The organism is Photobacterium sp. NCIMB 13483 (assembly GCF_003025475.1).
GTDB lineage: Bacteria > Pseudomonadota > Gammaproteobacteria > Enterobacterales > Vibrionaceae > Photobacterium > Photobacterium piscicola.
The window spans coordinates 166,453-188,300 of the sequence record NZ_PYLV01000004.1; the positions used below are offsets into that span (position 1 = coordinate 166,453).

The window sequence follows — 21,848 nt, forward strand, 5'->3', positions numbered from 1 at the left end:
AGCCAGTGACTATTATCAATCAGTCACTGGCTTTCGCTTACACTCACGTTAAAACATCAATCACTTATTTTTGAACAAGTGTCTTTTGGACTTTTTCAAACAAGTCTTTAGCCAAATTATCCATCGCGGCTAACTTTTCAAGTTGCTCACGCATTAGTTGTTGACGGTTAGCATCGTATTGGCGAAGTTTAAGTAAAGGCTCAATCAAACGTGCCGCTACTTGTGGATTGCTGGTGTTTAGAATCGTTAATATTTCAGTTAAAAACGCATAACCTGAACCATCTTTAGCATGGAAATGTACTGGGTTATTAGCACTAAAACCTGCAACTAAACTACGAGTACGGTTAGGATTTTTCAAGCTAAATGTAGGATGATTCATTGTCTGACGCACATTTTCTAATGCATCTGCCGCAGGATTAGTGCCTTGCAGCATAAACCACTTATCCATCACCAAGCCATCATGACTCCACTTATCACTGAAATCAGCCATTTGCTCTGCACGACAATCAAGTTGCGCATTATTGGCTGCTGACATTGCGGCCATCGTATCTGTCATGTTGTCAGCTGCTTTATATTGTGCTGCAACTAATGCATTACCTTGTGCAGTATATGCTAAGTATGACAAACATTTATTACGCAGTGCGCGTTGTGCCATTGCCGCATGATCTAAGCTATAGCTACCTTGCGTTAAGCTATGATAAATCGCACTAAACTCATCTTCCATTTCAGAAGCAAGTAACTGGGTAAATGCACCCACAACCTGATTGATCGCATCAACGTCAACAGTTGTATACCAACCTGCAATTTCATTTTCACTTGGCAGTGTTAGCATTTCAGCAATAAAAGCAGGATCAAGATTTTCATCCAGTAATGCACCACGGAACGCATCAATAACAGCGTCAGGTAACGTTACACTGTGACCTTGTTGTACTTGGGCTACATTTTGACGAATATATTTCGCTAATAGCATTTGTCCCGCATCCCAACGAGCAAATTCATTCGATGCATTAACCATTAAGAAAATCAACTCATCATCAGTGTAATCATATTCTAAGATCACAGGTGCTGAGAATTCACGTAACATCGAAATGACAGGCTGCTCTGCGATATTCTCAAATACAAATGTTTGCTCTGCTTCTTTTACATCAAGTACATTATGTACTGTTTCACCATTGATTTGTAAGGCAATCACTTCACCTTTACTATTGTATAATTCAATATCAAACGGAATATGCAGTGGTTGCTTTTCAACTTGCTCGGCTGTTGATGGGGTTTGCTGCTTAATAGTGACAGCGTAACTCTTCGCTGATGCATCATAAGCGGTTGATACACTAACGACCGGTGTACCTGCTTGACTGTACCAACGACGGAAACGGCTTAAATCAATCCCAGAAGCATCTTCCATTGCTTGTGCAAAATCATCACAGGTTGCTGCTGTACCATCATGGCGGTCAAAGTATAGCTTCATGCCCGCTTGGAAATTTGCTTCACCCAATAAAGTATGTAGCATACGGATCACTTCACTGCCCTTTTCATACACAGTTAATGTGTAGAAGTTATTCATTTGAATGACTTTTTCAGGACGAATTGGATGAGACATTGGGCCACGATCTTCAGCAAATTGTGGACCACGAACAATACGCACATTAGCAATACGGTTAACAGGTCGAGAGCCTAAATCTGAAGAAAACTCTTGATCACGGAAAACGGTTAGGCCTTCTTTTAAACTTAATTGGAACCAATCACGACAAGTAACACGGTTACCTGTCCAGTTATGAAAATACTCATGACCAATCACTGCTTCAATACCTTGATAGTCAGTATCTGTTGCGGTATTTGGATTTGCTAATACAAACTTAGAGTTAAAGACATTGAGACCTTTATTCTCCATTGCACCCATATTAAAGAAATCAACCGCCACAATCATGTAAATATCTAGATCGTATTCAAGACCGAAACGTTCTTCATCCCACTTCATGGAATTCTTCAATGATGTCATTGCATAATCAGCACGATCAAGATTACCTTTATCGACAAAAATTTCTAGTGCAACATCACGTCCACTCATAGTGGTGAATGTGTCGCGCAATACATCAAAATCACCAGCAACAAGTGCAAATAAGTACGATGGTTTAGGGAATGGGTCTTGCCACTGTACCCAATGACGGCCATTATCAAGCTCACCTTCCGCAATTCGATTACCATTACTTAGCATGTAAGGAAAAGCGGCTTTATCTGCAATAATTTTAGTAGTAAAACGTGCTAAAACATCAGGGCGATCTAAATAGAACGTAATGCGGCGGAAACCTTCTGCTTCACACTGAGTACAAAAACCACCGCCAGACTTATATAGACCTTCAAGTAGCGTATTAGCTTCAGGATTAATTTCAGTCGTAATTGCCAATTCAAAATCAGCAGGAAGATTAGTTAACGTCAAATGGCCTAACTGTTGGTGGTAATCTGACCACGCTTGGCCATTCACAGTCACACTGATCAATGTTAAATCATCACCGTCTAACACTAACTCAGCATTTTCTTGCTCACTAAGTCGTACTACATGACTAATAGCAACAACTGTTGTTTTGGTATCATGAAGGTCAAATGTCAGATCGATATCCGTAATGGTGTAATCAGGCGAGCGATAGTCTGAACGATATTTTGCCGCAGGTTGAGTCACTGTAGAATGTTCTGTCATTATTTTTATATCCTTTATGATTGCTCAAATGCGATAGGCATGAGCGACCGATTAATGTTGACTGTCATATATTAATATTGTGTCACGACTAACACTTTTCAAGCATGACTTAATCGACAATATATATTATTACAAACGAAATCGTTTCCGTGTTTTACTCGTGATACACGTTGAGATGATTAATGCAACAGTCACAAGGCGTAAACTTGATATTCCTTGACGTAGTTCACCTCTTAGGTCACAATCTCACACCAGTTAAATAGTTTAGTTATTTATTTACTAAACCTTATAAACCATGTCCAAGACATTGAATTTAAAGATCCTATAATTATAAAAATAAATTCTTTAAGTTTATTAATTTGAGTATCTATTACCAGGTATGAATAATAACAGACACAATATTGGGGTTATCGACTCCCTGCTTGATACGGATGCTTATAAATTGCATATGCAACAAGCAGTTTTCCATCAATACCCAGGCGTTGAAGCTGTGGCAGAATTTCATTGCCGTAGCGAAGAAGATCTACGTCCTTACGCTGCTGAAATTCAAGCACAAATTGATCACATTGCGACCTTATCTTTCACCCAAGGTGAACTCGACTTCTTATCGACTCTAACTTTTTTTCATGCTGATTACCTTGCATTCTTAAAAGATTTTAAACTTAAAGCAAATGACGTTGATATTGATATCTCAGGTGATCAACTGGCGATTACTATTCGTGGTACATGGCTAGACATCATTTTATGGGAAGTACCATTACTTGCCATTATTTGTGAAACGCGCTGTAAGCATCTTTATCCACAAGCGACAGCCGCCATTGCTATTGAACAACTAAAAACAAAAATTGACCGTTTCTATCATGATGCAAAAGATTGTGATTTGAGCCAATTTGCGTTAGTTGATTTTGGTACGCGTCGTCGTTTTTCAAAAGACGTTCATCACCATGTTGTTGATTATCTTAAAGATAATATGCCTGAATTTAAAGGCACATCGAATTACTATTTAGCTTATACTCGCGGATTAACCCCTGTTGGTACTCAAGCTCATGAGTGGTTCCAAGCACATCAACAACTGTCTGGTGAATTGGCTGATTCTCAACAGTTAGCACTTAACCGCTGGTTACAAGAATATCCACATGATTTAGGTATAGCACTAACAGACTGCATCAATATGGATGCTTTCTTACGTGATTTCGATCAGCGTTTATCTGAGCGTTTTATTGGTTTACGCCATGACAGTGGTGATCCTATTTCTTGGGGTGAAAAAGCCATTGCACATTACCAAGCATTAGGTATTGATCCAAAAACAAAATCTTTGGTTTTTTCAGACAGCCTTACACTTGATAAAGCTTTAGTGATCTATAAACACTTTAATGATCGCATCAATGTTAGCTTTGGTATTGGTACACAACTTACTTGTGATCTACCTGATGTAAAAACATTGAATGTCGTTTTAAAACTGACAGAGTGTGAAGGTCGACCGGTTGCCAAAATATCAGATGAACCAGGTAAAAGTATTTGTCGTGATGAAGACTATCTTGATCAATTGCGTACTGCATTTCAGTTAGTTAACGAATAATAACCTACTCATCATTATTTAATTAAAAGAGCGAACAAGTTATTGTTCGCTCTTTTATTATTCCCCAAACCAATAGTTAATACTTTTTATTAATTATATTATTCTCGATTTAATATCGCTTCCATTCCAAAATGTTTATTCGTCAACGTTAAGGTATTATGTCCATTTAATACAAAACGGCTATCATGTTGTCCTTCTTCATATAACAATACAATTTGATCATCTTCTAAATAATACACGCCACGGTGCTCTTTCGTTTTACCTGCTTGATTAGAAATTTCAGCAGAAAATAAAAAATCTGGTCGTAATGACAAGGCAAATTCTGAAATATTATCAGCAACATCTTGGCCTGAAATATCTTTTGTTCTCCAATTACCCGCTAAATGTTCAGGCGCTAATTTAGTAAACTGAGCACCATCAAGAATAAATCGATTGTAACTTAGTAAATAAGTATGAATTTGATCATCTTCACCCGCTGAAATAAAAGTGATGTTGGTGTCATCAATATCATAACCACCTGTCCATTGTTCAACTTGACCATCTATACGTAATAAACGCATTGCAAATTGATAATCTGATTTGAACATGACATGCATTGCTCGGTATCGTTCACCATCACTTTCAATACCTTCTTGTTGATCACTAAACCAATACCAATTACCTAATAAGAAAGGATAATCAAATTCAGTAATATCATCAGCAGAAGAATGAAAGCTAAACAAGCTTAAGATAAATAACCAGAAAAAATAAAACGTCTTCATCATACGCATTTCCCCTTGGTGAAGATTTTAGTTTTTGTATCACCTCTTCAAATTGCAGAGGTCATATACTTAAAGCTAGTTGGGAAACCTAATTCTCGATGAAAAATATGCGGAATATCACAGTTTGTGATTTCATCTATCTCAATAATAAGACACTAAAAGTACGATCAAAAAAAAAGCGCTCCTAAGAGCGCTTTAATAATAGAGACATCAACACAGTAATGTCATTCCGTTACTCAATATTACGATTGTTTCTGATCACTAAAATCTGCTGTTATCGCGACAGCTTCATCAAGATAAACATCTGGTGCTTCATAATCTTTTGGCACCGCATCCAAATCAGCAAAAGGTTTTTTACCTAATACTTTTTGACGTTTATTTAAGCGGGCTAAACGATCTGAATCTTCTTTATCTTGTTCAGCTACACGTGTCTTTTCATTCAATGAAATCGTATTGATATCTTTTTCCTTTTTATAGGTCAAAATATCTTCATTGATAAAACCAAACTCCATATTATTTTTAATACGAGCTTGGTGGTCAGCGGTTAGTCTCGGTACAAGCGTAGTGTAATTATGTAACTTCTTATAACCTGCTGGTTTTATACTATCCCAAGGTAATGCATTATCTTCAACACTCTCTCCTGTTTCAGCAGGATCGATAGCTGAAGGAAAAGAAATATCAGGCACAACACCTAGATTCTGAGTACTTCCACCATTAATACGGTAGAATTTTTGAATAGTATATTGAACATGGCCTAATGGTTTATCAAATAAATCATACAGATGATTTAATGACCGGTGTTGTTGCACCGTACCTTTACCAAAAGATTGTTCACCTAAAACAATAGCACGTCCGTAATCTTGCATAGCGGCAGCAAATATTTCTGACGCTGATGCGCTATAACGGTTAATCAATACAGTTAATGGGCCATCAAAAGAAATTTGATCATCTGAATCACCATTTACTTTAATTCGACCATAACTGTCTCGAACTTGCACGACAGGTCCACTTGCAATAAAGAGTCCTGTTAATGCTGTCGCTTCAGTTAATGCACCACCGCCATTATTACGTAAGTCGATCACAACACCGTCAACGTTCTGATCGTTTAATTTGACCAGTTCTTTTTTGGTGTCTTCTGACAGTCCCACATAAAAGCTTGGAATTTCAAGTACACCAATTTTTTTACCATCGACAGTCTTCACTTCCGACTTCGCTGCACGATCTTCAAGACGAATCTTGTCGCGTACAATAGTTACGGTGTAACTCTTTGCATTATTGCCTTCAGGTAGTATATCCAGAATAACCTTACTGCCTTTCGGCCCTTTGATTAACTGCACAACATCGTCAAGACGCCAACCAATAACATCAACAACTTTCTTGCCTTCTTGACCTACGCCAATAATGCGATCACCTGCTGTAATTTTTTTCGAACTTGCCGCTGGTCCACCAGCAACTAAAGAACGAATTTTGGTATAGTCGTCTTCAACCTGCAATACTGCACCAATTCCTTCTAATGACAGATTCATCTCTGCCTGAAATTGTTCAGCATTACGTGGCGATAAATAACTTGTATGTGGATCGACCTCACGTGAAAAAGCATTCATATATAATTGAAATACATCTTCACTGTGTGTTTGTGTTAGACGTTTAATCGCATTGTTATAGCGTTTAGTTAACGTCTTTTGAATTTCAGGCCACTTCTTTCCTGCTAGTTTAAGATTTAGCGCATCATATTTAACGCGTTGTCGCCAAATCTCATTCAGTTCAGTATTGTCTTTTGGCCATTCAAGCTCTGAACGATCAATAACAAAATCATCTTTACCATCGAATTTTATTTCAGTATTTAATTGCGTAAGCGCAAACTGATACCGCTCAAAACGACGTTGAAGGACTTTATTAAAAATATCAAACGCAGCTGATGTATTCCCTGATTTCAGTTGATCATCTAACTGGCTTTTCCATTTACCAAACTGTTTGACATCTGTTGCGTTAAGAAAGCTTTTATTATAATCAAGCATTTCAATATAACGATTGAATACTTGTCCAGAAAACTGATCATCAAGCGTAAAATGCTTATAGTGAGAACGCATATAACGCGAAGCCACCCTAGTGCTCGCCGTTGCATGCTGCTTTTCAGAAGCAAGATGCGGCACATCACTTAATGAATACTTAGCCTCAGAGGCTTGAACCGAAGCTGCTAGTACCATGCCAGCAGCTATCAGTGAGAAACGGAATCGACAATTCATGTGTCGCGCATTCTCCTTTATGAACGCAAGTGCTCCGCTTTAACAGCCATTACTAGGCCATTATTTAAACGAACTCGCACATCGTCCTTGTTAATTTCGACAATAGTCGCAGGCATGTTACCTGAACCCATGTTCACTTGAACATTTTTGCCTACGATTACTTCATCAGCATTAAGCACACGTGTTGTCTCTACAGGCTTCTTTTTAATAGTAGCTGTTTTTGGCTTAGTGTTGTTAGATTTAACTGTTTTTGCTCGTGTTTTTTTAGCTTCGCCTTCTTTTGCCGCTTTTGCAATTGCTTGCTCTTTACGACGAGTGCGTACTTTAGCTTTGCTTTCTTCTAAAGCTTTAAGCGCATGATCAACGTGCTCTTGCTCTAGAACATCACAATCGTTACCATCTAGATCAACACGGTTCACACCCGCTTTAACACCGTGAAGGTAACGCCAAGAAGATGTGTATTGACGTAAAGCTGTACGTAACTGAGTCTTGCTTACTTTTGGATCTTCATTAAGACGCTCTGCAAGGTCTTGGAAGATACCAATCTTAAGTGGCTTCGCTTCACCTTCAACAGTGAAACATTTTGGGAAACGCTCAGCGATGTATGCAATAACTTCTTTACTGTTCGTTAACTTTTCAGAGTTTTCCATGGAGTTTCCTGACATAAACGAGGATTGCTCGTTATTTGTGCTTTGTTCAAAAAGAAATAGTGCTGCTATTATAATTACCTAACGAGGAAAAACCACCGAAAGCATGAAATTAGAGTACTTTTTGTAGTGCTTCTACAAAAGAAAGTAGACCTTGTTCATCATTTTGGTCAAATCTTGACAAATTTGGGCTATCAATATCCAGCACGCCGATTAATTTCCCCTTCACTGTAAGCGGAATTACGATTTCTGAATTACTGGTAGCATCACAAGCGATATGCCCAGGGAAAGTATGTACATCAGCAATACGTTGCACCTTATTCTCAGAAATCGCGGTACCGCACACACCTCGTCCAACAGGAATACGAACACAAGCTGGATTTCCTTGGAATGGACCCAAGACTAATTGGTCTTGTTTAAGTAAATAAAACCCCACCCAGTTAATTTGTTCTAACTCCATATTTAATAACGCACTAATATTAGACATATTAGCAATAAGATCCGTTTCACCTTCAATCAACGCCAATGCCTGTTGAGTGAGACGATTATAAAAAGCGGGTGTATTTTCCATAGCTTACTCCGTATATAGCCGTTAGAATAACAAGAATAAAATTGATAATAGGAATTATTCTCACAGTGAAAGATAAGAACCATCTTATGATTAATTGGTCTTGGTTGCTACAACAAGCGACGTTACATAAACCAAGATTAATTGTTGCGAACATTATTGCGGTTATCGCAACCTTGATCAGTGTCCCTATTCCACTTTTAATGCCATTAATGGTGGATGAAGTTTTATTACATAAACCCGGTGAAGGCATCACTTATCTCAACGCCCTATTACCTTCGGCTTGGCACAATGCGACGGGGTATATTCTACTAGTACTAGTCTTGGTTGTATTAATGCGTACGGCGAGTCAGGCATTGAATATACTGCAAAGTAGACAATTTACATTAGTATCAAAAGATATAACCTATAACTTACGCCAACATTTACTGGATAAATTAGGTCGTATAAGTATGCGTCAGTATGAAGAGCGTGGCAGCGGCGGTATTAGTTCCCACCTTATTACTGATGTCGAGACGATTGATAAATTTGTTGGCGATACACTAAGCCGCTTTATTATTGGGCTATTAACCGTCGTTGGTACTGCTGGCGTTCTCTTATGGTTAGATTGGAAGCTTGGACTTTTTATTTTGATCATCAACCCTATTGTTGTCTATGCCTCTAAGCTCATGGGAAGTCGTGTTAAGAATTTAAAAAGTAAAGAAAACAAATCTTATGAAGTCTTTCAACATCGTTTAATTGAAGTTTTAGATGGCTTATACCAATTACGAGCATCTAACCGTGAACGTGATTTTTTAGATCAATTAAAAGGTAATGCCAGTGATATTCGCCACAGCGCTGATAAATATGCATGGCAATCAGAAGCCGCTGGTCGTGTTTCCTTTCTCTTATTCTTAATCGGATTTGAAATATTTCGTGCTGCCGCTATGCTGATGGTGTTATTTAGTAATTTAACCATTGGTGAAATGTTAGCGGTCTTTAGCTATCTATGGTTTATGTTAGGACCAATTCAAGAATTGCTCGGTATTCAATTTGCTTGGTATGGCGCATCAGCGGCAATGCAACGCCTTAATAGTTTATTATCACTGGAAGAAGAAACCCGTCCACCAGCAACGGTTTATCCTTTTAATGATGATCAAACTATCGCAATTAAAATTCGTAACTTACATTTTTCTTATGATAACGACAAAGAAGTGCTCTGCGGCTTAAACCTTGACATTCCAGCAGGTAAACGTGTGGCTTTAGTGGGTGCCTCTGGCGGCGGTAAATCGACATTAATTCAATTGTTATTAGGTATTTATCAAAAAAACAGTGGTGATATTTTAATAAACAACCATCCTATTGAAGCGGTTAGCTATGAAGCCCTACGTGAAAAAATGGCGGTGGTATTACAACAACCCGTACTATTTAATGAAACGTTACGTCATAACTTAACCCTTGGTGCATCATTTAGTGATGAGCAATTATGGCAAGCGTTAGATATCGCTCAACTTGCTGATGTAACAGAACGCTTAACCCACGGTTTAGAGACTGAAATTGGCCGTCAAGGTATTCGCTTATCAGGTGGACAGCGTCAACGATTAGCCATTGCGCGTATGGTGCTAACCAATCCTGAGTTTGTTATTCTTGATGAAGCGACATCAGCATTAGATACCTCAACAGAAGCAGCACTACATTCCGCACTCAATGGTTTTTTGAAAAACAAAACCACGCTTATTGTTGCTCATCGTTTATCTGCAGTAAAACAAGCTGACATTATTTATGTACTTGAAGATGGTTTAGTTAGCCAGTCAGGTACACACTTAGAATTAGTCAATACACAAGGACTGTATCAAACACTTTATGGGTCAATTCAATCAGCTGACGTCCCTTCTCATCATATCGATTCTCACGAAGCAGTAGCCAGCGTCAACGCAAAATAATATAGTGTCACCGATCGGCGCTCATTGAGAGTATTCATCGTTTATATAAACAATGGATAACTCGTCACTCAATGAGCGCTTTTGTGCACCTAATTACAAAAGGAAGAAACGCACCATGTCGAAGGCTCGACGCTGCCCAGGCTGCGATTTACTTGTGCTGCCCGAAACGGCAACGCAAGGACACAGTGCCTATTGCCCACGTTGTCATACTCGACTCTATCGCGGTGGTATTGCACACTTTAATGCAGAATTAGCGCTTGCGGTTGCTTGTCTTATTATTTATATCCCCACTATTAGTTTACCGCTAATTACTATTCGTCTTGTTGGTCAAATGATTCCAGCGACACTCGCATCTGGAACACTCGCCCTTGCACCAACGTTTCCTTCGGTTGCGATATTAATTCTTTTTTGTAGTGCCATTGCTCCATTATTACTGATTAGCGCTGTTTTGAGTGCACAGTTCTCATTACGCTTTCGACACTTTCGTATTTTTAAAGTATCGTTATGGATTTTATCCCATTTAAAACAATGGACAATGTTGGAAGTCTTTTTAGTCAGCTTGGCTATTTCATGTTTTAAAGTACAAGAAGTCGCTGAAATTTATGTTGGTGTAGGGTTATATTGTTTAATCAGTATGCAAATCTTACTATCAGTATTACTAACGAAAATTAGTGTTCGTCGTTACTGGGATGCATGGCAGCCAGAAGATGAACATATCAGTGATAAGCTCGATACTGTTTGCCATTGCTGTCAATTAACTCAAGAAGCATTACCCAATTGCCGCCGTTGTAATAGCCACTTGCATCATCGAATTCCTAAGTCGCTACAAAAAACATGGGCTTACCTTATTACCGCCAGTATTTTCATTTTACCCGCAAACCTTTATCCTATTTCTATCTTTATGAATAATGGCAAGCGTATTGAAGATACTATTTTTTCAGGAGTCGCTGGGCTCGTTAAAACAGGAATGACAGGCATTGCCATCATTATATTTGTGGCTAGTATTGTTGTTCCCGTCGCTAAAATTATTGGATTAGCATATATATTGTTATGCATTCAATTTAAACAGCATCGACACCGCCTACAACGTATGCGTATTTTTCGAATTGTGCATTGGATTGGAAAATGGTCAGTCATGGATCTTTTTGTTATCGCGATTATGGTCGCTTTAATCGATCGTGGACAAATTCTTGATTTCACGCCAGGACCAGGAGCAATCGCTTTTGCCATGGTCGTTATTTTAACAATGTTAGCAGCAGAGAGCTTAGATTCTCGTCTAATCTGGGACAAATATGAACAACGAAGCAAATAACACACAACCCCAAAAGGTTAATATTCGTCGTGACCGCGGCTTATCTCCCCTATGGTTATTACCTCTTCTCGCCATTATTGTCGCAGGCTGGTTATTATATAAAGCAGTTAATGAAGGTGGCGAACGTATCCAAATTCACTTTAATGATGCTGTCGGTTTAGTTGCAGGCCGTACAACAATTCGTTATCAAGGCTTAGAAGTCGGTATCGTTCGAGATGTGACACTATCAAAAGACCTTAAAAGTATTTATGTGTCTGCTGATATTTATCCGGAAGCAGTCAAAACGTTACACACACATACTCAATTTTGGTTAGTGAAACCCAAAGCATCCATTACTGGTATTTCCGGGTTAGATGCGCTTGTATCTGGTAACTACATTGCCCTTCAACCAGGTACTGGTGAGTTTGCGACCAAGTTTACTGCACTTGAAAATCAACCCTCCAACTTACCTGCACACAATGGTTTAACCCTGCAATTAAAAGCCCCTAATTTAGGTTCCTTAAGTATTGGCTCCCAAATTTTTTATAAAAAGATCCCTGTTGGTGAAATTTATAACTACACACTTAGTGCTAATAAAAAAGAAGTCTTAATTGACGCACTTATCAAGCCTCGTTATGCCAACTTAGTCACCAATAAAAGTCGCTTTTGGAATGTTAGCGGTGTAAATGCCAATATTGGTTTTAATGGTGTTGATGTTCAATTTGAAAGTCTATCAGCACTCATTGCCGGAGCAATTGCCTTTGATTCACCTGATGCTGGTAAGCCGATTGATGAAGGACACTTATTTAACCTCTATCCAGACATTAATACTGCTGGGCGTGGTATTGCGATCACTATTACATTGCCAGATAACAATGACGTCAGTAATTCAGGCGCGCCCATTATGTATCGAGGCTTACAAATTGGTAAAATTTCCGATCTAAAGTTAGATGATAAAACCAATAAAATTATTGCTCACGCTGCAATTGAGCCAAGCATGAGTGATTTGCTCAATAGTGGGTCTCGATTATTACTTGAAGAAGCACAAGTCTCACTTTCTGGAGTTAAAAATATTGGTAACCTTGTACGCGGTAACTATTTACGCTTAATTCCCGGCGAAGGTAAAAAAGCCCGTCACTTTACCGCTATTACCCAAAATGCACTTGAAGAACAACAACCCGGTGTTGCTGTGTTCTCTCTTTTTGCAGACAAGAGCTATGGCTTAAAATCCGGTACAGCACTGCGTTTCCGTGGTATTAATGTTGGTCATATAACAGCAGTAAAACTCGATGGTGATCAGGTTCGATTTGATGCATTAATTCAACCGCAATATACCCATTTAGTTCGATCTCACAGTCGATTCTTTATTGATGGGGGTATTGAAGCCAATATCAGTAATAAAGGTGTCGATGTTTCTATTCCCGCAGCAGACCAACTAATAAGCAGTGCAATAAGCTTTACTGCAAGTGGCAAACCGGGGATTAAAAAGCAATATTCGCTATTTAAAAATAGACACTTAGCTAAACTTGCTGATGATAAATTAAAAGGCTTTACAACACTAACACTTGTAGCGAAAAACTTGCCACCTATCTCTGAAGGTAGCCCCGTGCTTTATCGTAATTTACATGTAGGTGAAATCACCAGTTTTTCACTTACAACCTCAGGGGTTGAAATTAAACTCAATATACAAAAGCAATACCGCCATCTAATCGACAGTAATACCGTCTTTTGGAACCGCTCAGGGGTTGAAGTTGAAGCCGGACTTAACGGCGTTAAAATCAAAGCAGATCCACTCTCAACGCTATTAAAAGGTGGCATTGCATTTGATTCAATTAAAGGTGTAGTTAATCGTTCAGGTAATGATTATAAGCTTTACTCAAGTTTAAGTGATGCTCAACATTTTGGTGTAATGATCACCTTAACGGCTGATGATGCGCGTTCGATTTCAAAATCAACCGCGATCAAATACCAAGGTGTCATCATTGGTAAAGTGGATAATATCAAGCCAAACTTTAACCATAATAATGTCACTGTAGAAGCACGCTTATTCCCTCAATATGCCAATATCATTGCGCGTAAAGATAGTTACTTCTGGATTGTGAAGCCAAAAATCAGTTTAAGTGGCAGTGAAAACTTAGACTCATTATTAAGCTCCTACATTGCAGTGCAACCGGGTAATGGTGTCAGCGCTAATCGTTTTACATTAGGCTCTGCTGAATTATTTGACGCAGGAAAAACCTTTATTCTTGAAAGTGAACAACGAGGCTCAGTCAGTGAAGGAACACCACTACTTTACCGTGACATTCAAGTTGGACAAGTCATTAATGTTGCTTTAGGCACATTGGCTGATCGGGTATTAATTACCGTTCAAATTGAACAAAAATATCGTCACCTTGTTCGTGCTAACAGCGTTTTCTGGAATGCTTCTGGATTAAATGTTGATGTAGGTATTACAGGTGCTAAAGTCAAAGCAGGAACATTTGATAGCTTACTACGCGGTGGGATTTCATTTGCAACACCTGCAACACAACCATTGGCACCACAGGCAAAACAAGGTAAACACTTTTTACTTAATAAAGAAGTGAATCCACAATGGGTAAGTTGGCGCACCGCTATTCCTATTAAATAGTCACATAAACACCCTATATAAAAGGAGCATCTAATGCTCCTTTTTTGATCGCTTAACGCAAATGAATACGGTTTTTGTACACAATATAAAACGGATAATCAGCCCTTATCTATAACAAACTTAGAAGCATTGATAGCTGATATATATTTGTTCCTATTTAGTATAGAATCCCGACATTGCTAGTTTGACAGAGAGTGCTACCTTGCATCCTAATATCTATATTCCTGACGCTTTTATTGATCTCATCAAGCATACAATGCCAGAAAATCTGAGTATTGATGAGTTTATTAGCTGTTGTAAAACGCCGCTACGTCGCAGCATTCGCGTTAATACACTTAAAATAACTGTAGCTGACTTTCTTACTCGCGTTGCTGATAAAGATTGGACCTTAACCCCTGTTCCTTGGTGTGATACAGGTTTTTGGATCAAACGTGAGGATGAAGAAAGCGTTTCATTAGGTAACACTGCTGAACATATGGCTGGATTGTTTTACATTCAAGAAGCCAGTTCAATGATGCCGGTTACCGCTTTACTTGATAACAACAACGCCCTTGATTGCGTGCTCGATATGGCATCAGCACCAGGTTCTAAAACAACTCAAATTGCTTGTGCGATGCAAAACAAAGGCGCATTAGTAGCAAATGAACTTGCTGCAAGCCGCATTAAAGTATTACACGCCAATCTACAGCGTTGTGGCGTCCATAACGCGGCTTTAACGCACTTTGATGGTTGTGTCTTTGGTACATGGGCACCTGAAGCGTTTGACTCAATCTTACTCGACGCACCGTGTTCTGGTGAAGGCGCGATTCGTAAAGACGATGATGCTATGGCGAACTGGAGCCTTGAGTCCATCGATGAAATTGCCGCAGTACAACGCAAATTAATTGTTAGTGCATTCCAAGCACTAAAACCTGGCGGCGTTATGGTGTATTCAACCTGTACCCTTAACCAGCGTGAAAACCAAGAAGTCTGTCATTACCTAAAAGAAACCTTTGGTGATGCCGTTGAATTTGAATCTTTAGGGGGGTTATTTGAAGGCGCACCCAAAGCATTAACGACTGAAGGCTTCTTACACGTTTATCCTCAGGTTTTTGATAGTGAAGGCTTCTTTGTTGCACGGATTCGTAAACATGCTTCCGTTGATACCGATCCAGTTAAAAAGCGCATGGGTAAATTCCCATTTACTCAAGTTAAAGCCGATGAACAACAACTGATTGCTGAACAACTCAATACCGATCTTAATATCACGTTATCAACCAACAGTGATATTTGGCTACGTGATAAAGAAGTGTGGCTATTCCCGTCACAAATTAAACCATTAATTGGTGAAATTCGTTTCCAACGTATCGGTATTAAGCTTGCTGAACAACATAAGAAAGGTTATCGCTGGCAGCATGAAGCGATCATGACACTGGCGACAGGTCAAGAGTCCGTTGTTATCGCATTAACCGCAGCACAAGCTAAAGAGTGGTTTATGGGACGAGATATTCGCCCTGAAGACTTAACCGGTAAAGGTGAAGTTATTGTCACTTACCGTGATTACCCTATTGGCATCGGTAAATGGGTTGGAAATCGAATTAAAAATGGTTTACCTCGCGAATTAGTACGCGATACTAACTTGTTTGATATCTAATTTTATTCAATGCGCCAAAGTTAACCACCAATTTATTGATGAAATAAGCAATAGCTTGTCATAAAAACTGGAAAATCGTCAAAGCTAAACTAATATTGATAGTGTAATCAAATTCCAGACATAACCAGTTAGCGCAAGGCTCATTAGTGAGCCATTCCCCTAAGCCCGACACAGGAATCGTTTCGGGCTCTTTTTATGCCTTGTCATTATTTGCTTACTCTTACCTAAACATTGCCATAAAAAATAAGCAAAAAAAACCTGAGCATAATAGCCCAGGTCTTTATTAGCCTACATACATAAAATTAGTTATGTTTGTGTGCTGTAATTTCTGCTTTTTTAAGGTCTTTAACGTTTTTGCTAACGTCACGACGCTCTTTAGATAGCTCAGCACTGATGATGATATGATCATCAACACGATCTTCGTAATCACCTTTCATGTTTTCGATGATTTCTAAAATTTGATCGTGACTCATATCTGGTTTGATATAATCCAGCATGTTTTCTAGTAATTCTACACGCTTACGGTTATCACGAATTTTACGATCGTTATCTAGAATCTCGCGTTTAAGTTTATTTTTACGGCGAGTCTGACGAACAAGTTCAAGGATGTTGTTCATGTTTTGTCCTTAGTCTGAAAATAAAGCCTTGTGAAACTGATTTAATGCTAATAATTAGGAAAAATGCACTTCCTAGTACATAACCGTCGAGTCTCAGTTTTTTTCTAAAATCGTTATAACAGAAAATCTGCTGTAAACTCAAGTAATACCCGCAGATTATCATCTAGGTGATGCGTTAACATACGCTCAAAGATATTTCCTTGGCTAAATTATGCCCTTTCTTATTTAAGTTTGCTTTGATTTCGTTCAAGAAACATTTGAGATAATTACTGACAAACAAGACATTTAGATGAAAGACCAAAGAAATAATGATGACACGACAATTAATGATGTTTTCTGCATAAAAATAATCAATTTGATTTGCAAATCACCAATCACCGCCTAATCTTCATAGTAGACCAGTACTTATTTACATTTAAAGCAATCTGAACAAGGATATCTTCGCTGTCATCTTCATGATCAGCAACAGAGTTCAACACTCAAATCGCTCCGTAATCAAATATTGGCTATACCGTGTGATGAATAGATTGATCAGGAGACAACATGTCAAAAGCAACAGGTACCGTTAAGTGGTTTAACGAAGAAAAAGGGTTTGGTTTTATCACTCAAGATGACGGCGGTGCTGATGTATTTGTACACTTCCGTGCGATTAGTGGTGATGGCTTTAAAACTTTAGCTGAAGGCCAGAAGGTGTCTTACGAAACAGAACAAGGTCCTAAAGGTCTTCAAGCAGCAAACGTTGAAAGAGTCTAATAACGTAACCTTGAACAGTAACAATATTAAAGGGCTCATTAGGCCCTTTTTTCTATTTCAGCCATTATAATAGGCATAAAAAAAACCTTCTTTGGTTATAGATCTCCGCATAAATGCAAGCTTAATAAACACTAATACTATTTGATATAGCATAAAAACCTTATCCTTTTTTGACCACTTCCACCTTTCTCACCATAAGCATGAAATAGCATAACATTCCAACATGTTATTTTGTTAAAGGGGTCACATTATTGGTTTGTTCTTACAAGAGAAACTTGCCCTTTTAAAGTGAAAATGGCCTAATACTCATGGTTTTATTAAAGGCCTATTTATGCAACAAATTGAAAGAGAAAACTTCGATACACTGTTCAAATGTTCACAGTTGTCCTGAAGCGGTTCATTATTCTTTTGTACATAAGTAAAACAGCGTAATGCACGCTATTAATTTATTTTTTCAGGAGACATAACATGTCTAAAGCAACTGGTATCGTTAAGTGGTTCAACGATGAGAAAGGTTTCGGTTTTATCACTCAAGACAATGGCGGCGCTGACGTATTCGTTCACTTCCGTGCTATCACTGGTGAAGGCTTCAAATCTCTAGCTGAAGGTCAAAAAGTTTCTTTTGACGTTGAGCAAGGCCAAAAAGGTCCTCAAGCTGCTAACGTTGAGCGCGTTTAATTTTTCAACGAACAGTTGAAAGAAGTAAAGGGTATCTTAGATACCCTTTTTTTATAACTATTCTTTATGTAACCGCAGATCACACCACTGCGTGTACCATTTTTACGCGTGGTTGATCGAGACCAAAATAATCACTTTCTTGTTCAACGTCCTTAAAACCCAACTGTTGATAGAGCTTTTTAGCATGATTATTCGGGTGTACCGTTAACCAGAGCTTTTTGCATCCAGCTAATGTAGCCATGGCCTCTTGCATTAATTTTTTACCCACACCGCGTCCCTGTACGCTAGTATCAACTGCTAATGCCAATATCCACCCTTCTGATGCTGTTAATGACAGATCATTAAACTGAGGCGCACACAGCACATAGCCAACAACATTATCGAGATCACGAGCGACTAATAATCCAGCGGACCAACAATCATAAGCTTGGCGAATAAAAAAATCAGGATAGCCATGCTCACCAAACAACCGCTGTTCTAACTGATACACTGCGTATAAATCTTCTTTTTTAGCAACACCAATCGTTATTGTCTGAACCACATTATTCCCTATGCATTATGTTTACGATGAGTATAAAAAAGCCAGCGTCGAATAAACGACACTGGCTTTATAAAACAATAATAACTAATTATTATTTATCAGCACGGCTCATGAACTTGTGTTCAGCGGTGTTGATTTTAATTTTTTCACCATTTGCAATGTACTCAGGAACTTGAACAACAAGACCTGTAGACAATGTTGCAGGCTTAGTACGAGCACTTGCAGATGCGCCTTTAATTGACGGATCTGTCTCTACAATTGTTAGTTCTACTGTTGCTGGTAGTTCTAGTGCAACAGGTGCACCGTCTACAGTCAATACTTCAATACCTTTAGTATCTTCAGTGATGAACAGTAATTCTTCTGCAATTGCTTCTTTAGTGAAAGTGTATGGAGTGTAGTCTTCATCATCCATAAACACATATTCTTCACCATCGATGTATGAGAAAGATGCTTTTTGACGACGGAAATCTGCCAATGTAATCATTTCATCAGCTTTAAAGCTAACGTCTGATTTTGAGCCCGTTGCAACATCATAAATACGCATACGGTAAAGACTTGCGCCTGCACGACCACTAGGCGTTAGCTTAGTAATTTCTTTAACTAAAGCTACTTTACCGTTAAGTTCAATAGCAGCAAATTTTTTAATATCACTAGCCTTTGGCATGATCATTATTCCAAAAATAAATAGTGGTGAGAAATTACACCAAGATACAGATTTATAGCAAGTAATATGATAGTCCAATCTCTATTTTTTTGCATTGATCTACTAACATGGTCAATAGATAGACAAGACAATAATCAGATCTTCTTATTACACTGTAATTATGACTTTATATAACGTACTACTCATAACAAGCAATATAACCATTATATTAAGGCAGGACTAACTCACTAATATCCGTTAATACCCACGCACTATTCTGTTCTTTAAAACCAATTTTAGAATAATAGCCTGCTGCTTTTAGGCCGGATAATGAAACTATTTTACAACGCTCAGCCACAGATTCTGCAGCCACTAAAATAAGGTATTTACCAATGCCCATCGATTGAACACTTTCATCAACCACAAGATCAGATAAATAACAACAATCATAAAAATCTGTCATTGCACGCGCCAAACCAACAAGCTGCTCATCAACCCATGCCGTTACAATTAAATTACTGTTGTTTAATATGCCTTGGACAATCGCTTCATCATCAATTGATCGACATTCATTTAGTGCTGTTTTGTTCATTAATTCAATGTATTGATTTACTGTAATCGGATGATTAACTTTATAATCGATTTCCATTTTAACCCTTTGACACTAACGCTTTCTATGACGTGAATACTACACTAGATTGTGATTATAACGTGCCAATATCAACAATTAATTTACTGCTATAAGGTTCAAAGATGAAATACAGGGAGGAAATTACAGGCAAAAAAATAATGACGTAATAATCAGTATTATTACGTCACTAGTAATATTTTACTTACTTTCAGATGTATAACTGGAATATGAGCAGTAATAGCAACCATTTGATTGAGGATATATCTTTTTAGCTGCCTCTAATGCAGTACTACAGGCAGTATGATAACCAAGCGCATCACAATTTTTTGAACCTGGGCTGTGGCTACATGTTGCTGTATGAATTTCATGATCGCCGTTATCTTGCGCATTTTTATCAACATAAAACAAACTCATAATCACCTCTGAATAGTAGTATTCTTGAATAAAGACATTACTCCTATCAAATTGTAGGAGATACTCAATAATCCCAATAGTTAGATTTGTATCACTTTCAGTTGGCAACATTCGCCTCTGAATAATAATACTGTGATTAACCCGCTTTATTTAGATATTACCCTCAGTCTTTGTATCACATTATTCCACAATGGATTTATCTATGAATCTATCTCAACTTCATCTGATAATGGGCGTTTCTTTAAGGCAAACACAGCCAAAATCAAGGCAACGACAGCGACGACTGCCATCATAAGATAAGTTGAAGTAAACCCAGACTCTAACAGACGAGAATCAACCCCCGCTAAACCATTTTCACTACTCGCCAACACATTATCAGGCAATTGGAAATGGAAAACCGCAGAACAAACAGCAACACCAATAGCACCGCCTAACTCACGTCCAAAATTAAATAATGACATACCAATACCACGATCTCGCGGTGGTAATACATTTTGTACCACCACACTTAAAGCTGGCAATGTAAAACCCAATCCAAGACCGGCAAAAATAAGTGCTAATTTCACTTCAAAATCAAAATGTAATTGCCATAAAGCCAAGGCAGTCATTAAAAATCCAAGCATGACGAAAATTTTATAATTACCCCAACGTGCGATTAACTTACCGCCAATAAATGCGCCGGTTGTAATACTAAACATGAAGATCATCATAAATAATCCACTCTCTGATGCGGTTAATCCTTTTTGCCATTGAAGCTGTAAAGGAAAATAAACCAACACGGCAAACATCAGTAACTGTGAACATAAAATTAAACTCACGCTAACTAAGTAACCAGGCAAACGCGCTAAACGAGCAGGAAGGATTGGATCTTTCGCAAATTTTTCCACAATATAAAGCAGTATTAACGATAACAATAACGCACCTGACACCCAACCTATTGGAAGTTGAGATTCAGGAGATAACAGTAATAACACCAGTGTCGTCACACTGATAAGCAGTGCCGCCCCTTTCCAGTCAAATGGCGATTTTCGACCTTTACTTAAATGAGATAAAGTACGATTAACCATCAATAAAGCCAGTAAACCTAATGGTAAATTGATCCAAAAGATCCAGCGCCAATTAAGATGTTCTGCAAAAAAACCACCCAGTAATGGCCCTGCAATACTGGATACCGCATAAACAATCGAAATATAACCTTGATATTTACCGACAATACGAGCAGGAATACTGTCTGCAATCACCGTAAAGGCTAATGCAATTAAGCCTCCGCCACCCAGTCCTTGCAAAACACGACTTGCAATTAATTGGCCTAACGTGTCAGATAATCCACATGCGATAGACCCTAACATGAATAAGACAATACTCACATTGAGCATCTTTACACGGCCGAAAATATCACTCAATTTACCGTAAACAGGAAGAACAGCGGTTGCTGCTAATAAATAAGCCGTTACGACCCAAGTTAATGCCTGTCCTGCATTGAGATCCTGACCAATAAGAGATAATGGTGTAGTAACAATACTTTTTTCTAGCGATCCTAAAGCAATAACAAGTGCAACACTGGCAAATATGCGTTGAGGTGACATTCCTTTCCCTTTAT

General features: G+C 38.4%; 18 protein-coding genes. 7 read left to right on the forward strand and 11 right to left on the reverse strand.

All coding sequences use genetic code 11. The annotated features are described in order from the left end of the window. Positions 1-64: 64 nt before the first annotated feature. Entirely contained in the window at positions 65-2,695 is a 2,631-nt protein-coding gene (pepN, locus tag C9I86_RS05535; protein ID WP_107275861.1) for an aminopeptidase N, read from the reverse strand. 379 nt (positions 2,696-3,074) lie between these two features. Between pepN and pncB the strand changes: the two genes are divergently transcribed. Then, complete coding sequence (gene pncB, locus C9I86_RS05540; protein ID WP_107275862.1) at positions 3,075-4,274, forward strand: nicotinate phosphoribosyltransferase; 1,200 nt, start codon at positions 3,075-3,077, stop codon at positions 4,272-4,274. Positions 4,275-4,372: 98 nt separating this feature from the next. Here the strand turns inward: pncB and C9I86_RS05545 are convergent, their stop codons facing one another. The 4 genes from C9I86_RS05545 to C9I86_RS05560 form a co-directional block, all read right to left on the reverse strand. Further along, positions 4,373-5,038, reverse strand: coding sequence for a hypothetical protein (locus tag C9I86_RS05545; RefSeq protein WP_107275863.1), 666 nt, complete (start codon positions 5,036-5,038; stop codon positions 4,373-4,375). A 239-nt stretch (positions 5,039-5,277) separates the two neighbouring features. Further along, positions 5,278-7,281, reverse strand: a complete 2,004-nt coding sequence (gene prc / locus C9I86_RS05550; protein ID WP_080157468.1) for a carboxy terminal-processing peptidase — start codon at positions 7,279-7,281, stop codon at positions 5,278-5,280. A 17-nt stretch (positions 7,282-7,298) separates the two neighbouring features. Next, on the reverse strand, positions 7,299-7,931 hold the full coding sequence (gene proQ / locus C9I86_RS05555) for an RNA chaperone ProQ (protein ID WP_080157469.1): 633 nt from the start codon (positions 7,929-7,931) through the stop codon (positions 7,299-7,301). Positions 7,932-8,040: 109 nt separating this feature from the next. After that, the gene (locus tag C9I86_RS05560) at positions 8,041-8,499 is read right to left on the reverse strand and encodes a GAF domain-containing protein (RefSeq protein ID WP_107275864.1); all 459 of its coding nucleotides are present in this window, start codon (positions 8,497-8,499) and stop codon (positions 8,041-8,043) included. Between the two features lie 86 nt (positions 8,500-8,585). On the opposite strand from C9I86_RS05560, the gene C9I86_RS05565 reads away from it, so the two are divergent. From C9I86_RS05565 to rsmF, 4 genes are all read left to right on the forward strand, one after another. Then, positions 8,586-10,418 (forward strand): ABC transporter ATP-binding protein, encoded by a 1,833-nt coding sequence (locus C9I86_RS05565; RefSeq protein ID WP_107275894.1) that lies wholly within the window; start codon positions 8,586-8,588, stop codon positions 10,416-10,418. A 115-nt stretch (positions 10,419-10,533) separates the two neighbouring features. After that, positions 10,534-11,730, forward strand: coding sequence for a paraquat-inducible protein A (locus C9I86_RS05570; RefSeq protein WP_107275865.1), 1,197 nt, complete (start codon positions 10,534-10,536; stop codon positions 11,728-11,730). Next, complete coding sequence (locus C9I86_RS05575) at positions 11,711-14,338, forward strand: MlaD family protein (RefSeq protein WP_107275866.1); 2,628 nt, start codon at positions 11,711-11,713, stop codon at positions 14,336-14,338. The genes C9I86_RS05570 and C9I86_RS05575 overlap by 20 nt, the downstream gene beginning before the upstream one ends. Positions 14,339-14,540: 202 nt before the next feature. Continuing rightward, the gene (gene rsmF / locus C9I86_RS05580; RefSeq protein ID WP_107275867.1) at positions 14,541-15,971 is read left to right on the forward strand and encodes a 16S rRNA (cytosine(1407)-C(5))-methyltransferase RsmF; all 1,431 of its coding nucleotides are present in this window, start codon (positions 14,541-14,543) and stop codon (positions 15,969-15,971) included. A 302-nt stretch (positions 15,972-16,273) separates the two neighbouring features. Here rsmF and C9I86_RS05585 read toward each other — a convergent pair whose 3' ends face one another. Continuing rightward, on the reverse strand, positions 16,274-16,588 hold the full coding sequence (locus tag C9I86_RS05585; RefSeq protein WP_080157478.1) for a DUF496 family protein: 315 nt from the start codon (positions 16,586-16,588) through the stop codon (positions 16,274-16,276). Between the two features lie 543 nt (positions 16,589-17,131). On the opposite strand from C9I86_RS05585, the gene C9I86_RS05590 reads away from it, so the two are divergent. Together C9I86_RS05590 and C9I86_RS05595 are read left to right on the forward strand one after the other, a co-directional pair. Further along, complete coding sequence (locus C9I86_RS05590) at positions 17,132-17,341, forward strand: cold-shock protein (RefSeq protein ID WP_080157479.1); 210 nt, start codon at positions 17,132-17,134, stop codon at positions 17,339-17,341. 468 nt (positions 17,342-17,809) lie between these two features. After that, on the forward strand, positions 17,810-18,019 hold the full coding sequence (locus C9I86_RS05595; protein WP_080157481.1) for a cold-shock protein: 210 nt from the start codon (positions 17,810-17,812) through the stop codon (positions 18,017-18,019). Positions 18,020-18,098: 79 nt separating this feature from the next. Here C9I86_RS05595 and C9I86_RS05600 read toward each other — a convergent pair whose 3' ends face one another. From C9I86_RS05600 to C9I86_RS05620, 5 genes are all read right to left on the reverse strand, one after another. After that, positions 18,099-18,560 carry a GNAT family N-acetyltransferase gene (locus C9I86_RS05600; protein WP_306341422.1) on the reverse strand — a complete coding sequence of 154 codons (462 nt, stop codon included), beginning with the start codon at positions 18,558-18,560 and terminating at the stop codon, positions 18,099-18,101. Between the two features lie 91 nt (positions 18,561-18,651). Further along, positions 18,652-19,224: an elongation factor P-like protein YeiP gene (yeiP, locus tag C9I86_RS05605; protein WP_080157483.1), complete on the reverse strand. Its 573-nt coding sequence runs from the start codon at positions 19,222-19,224 to the stop codon at positions 18,652-18,654. 208 nt (positions 19,225-19,432) lie between these two features. After that, positions 19,433-19,852: a GNAT family N-acetyltransferase gene (locus C9I86_RS05610; protein ID WP_107275868.1), complete on the reverse strand. Its 420-nt coding sequence runs from the start codon at positions 19,850-19,852 to the stop codon at positions 19,433-19,435. A 180-nt stretch (positions 19,853-20,032) separates the two neighbouring features. Further along, entirely contained in the window at positions 20,033-20,248 is a 216-nt protein-coding gene (locus C9I86_RS05615) for a hypothetical protein (protein ID WP_080157772.1), read from the reverse strand. A gap of 200 nt (positions 20,249-20,448) precedes the next feature. Next, complete coding sequence (locus C9I86_RS05620) at positions 20,449-21,834, reverse strand: MDR family MFS transporter (RefSeq protein ID WP_080157488.1); 1,386 nt, start codon at positions 21,832-21,834, stop codon at positions 20,449-20,451. Positions 21,835-21,848: the final 14 nt, after the last annotated feature.

What these genes read in the sequence shown, in the direction of transcription:
- pepN (WP_107275861.1), bottom strand. Translation starts at nt 2,695, where the DNA reads ATGACAGAACATTCTACAGTGACTCAACCTGCGGCAAAATATCGTTCA.
- pncB (WP_107275862.1), top strand. Translation starts at nt 3,075, where the DNA reads ATGAATAATAACAGACACAATATTGGGGTTATCGACTCCCTGCTTGAT.
- C9I86_RS05545 (WP_107275863.1), bottom strand. Translation starts at nt 5,038, where the DNA reads ATGATGAAGACGTTTTATTTTTTCTGGTTATTTATCTTAAGCTTGTTT.
- prc (WP_080157468.1), bottom strand. Translation starts at nt 7,281, where the DNA reads ATGAATTGTCGATTCCGTTTCTCACTGATAGCTGCTGGCATGGTACTA.
- proQ (WP_080157469.1), bottom strand. Translation starts at nt 7,931, where the DNA reads ATGGAAAACTCTGAAAAGTTAACGAACAGTAAAGAAGTTATTGCATAC.
- C9I86_RS05560 (WP_107275864.1), bottom strand. Translation starts at nt 8,499, where the DNA reads ATGGAAAATACACCCGCTTTTTATAATCGTCTCACTCAACAGGCATTG.
- C9I86_RS05565 (WP_107275894.1), top strand. Translation starts at nt 8,586, where the DNA reads ATGATTAATTGGTCTTGGTTGCTACAACAAGCGACGTTACATAAACCA.
- C9I86_RS05570 (WP_107275865.1), top strand. Translation starts at nt 10,534, where the DNA reads ATGTCGAAGGCTCGACGCTGCCCAGGCTGCGATTTACTTGTGCTGCCC.
- C9I86_RS05575 (WP_107275866.1), top strand. Translation starts at nt 11,711, where the DNA reads ATGAACAACGAAGCAAATAACACACAACCCCAAAAGGTTAATATTCGT.
- C9I86_RS05585 (WP_080157478.1), bottom strand. Translation starts at nt 16,588, where the DNA reads ATGAACAACATCCTTGAACTTGTTCGTCAGACTCGCCGTAAAAATAAA.
- C9I86_RS05590 (WP_080157479.1), top strand. Translation starts at nt 17,132, where the DNA reads ATGTCAAAAGCAACAGGTACCGTTAAGTGGTTTAACGAAGAAAAAGGG.
- C9I86_RS05595 (WP_080157481.1), top strand. Translation starts at nt 17,810, where the DNA reads ATGTCTAAAGCAACTGGTATCGTTAAGTGGTTCAACGATGAGAAAGGT.
- yeiP (WP_080157483.1), bottom strand. Translation starts at nt 19,224, where the DNA reads ATGCCAAAGGCTAGTGATATTAAAAAATTTGCTGCTATTGAACTTAAC.
- C9I86_RS05610 (WP_107275868.1), bottom strand. Translation starts at nt 19,852, where the DNA reads ATGGAAATCGATTATAAAGTTAATCATCCGATTACAGTAAATCAATAC.
- C9I86_RS05615 (WP_080157772.1), bottom strand. Translation starts at nt 20,248, where the DNA reads ATGAGTTTGTTTTATGTTGATAAAAATGCGCAAGATAACGGCGATCAT.
- C9I86_RS05620 (WP_080157488.1), bottom strand. Translation starts at nt 21,834, where the DNA reads ATGTCACCTCAACGCATATTTGCCAGTGTTGCACTTGTTATTGCTTTA.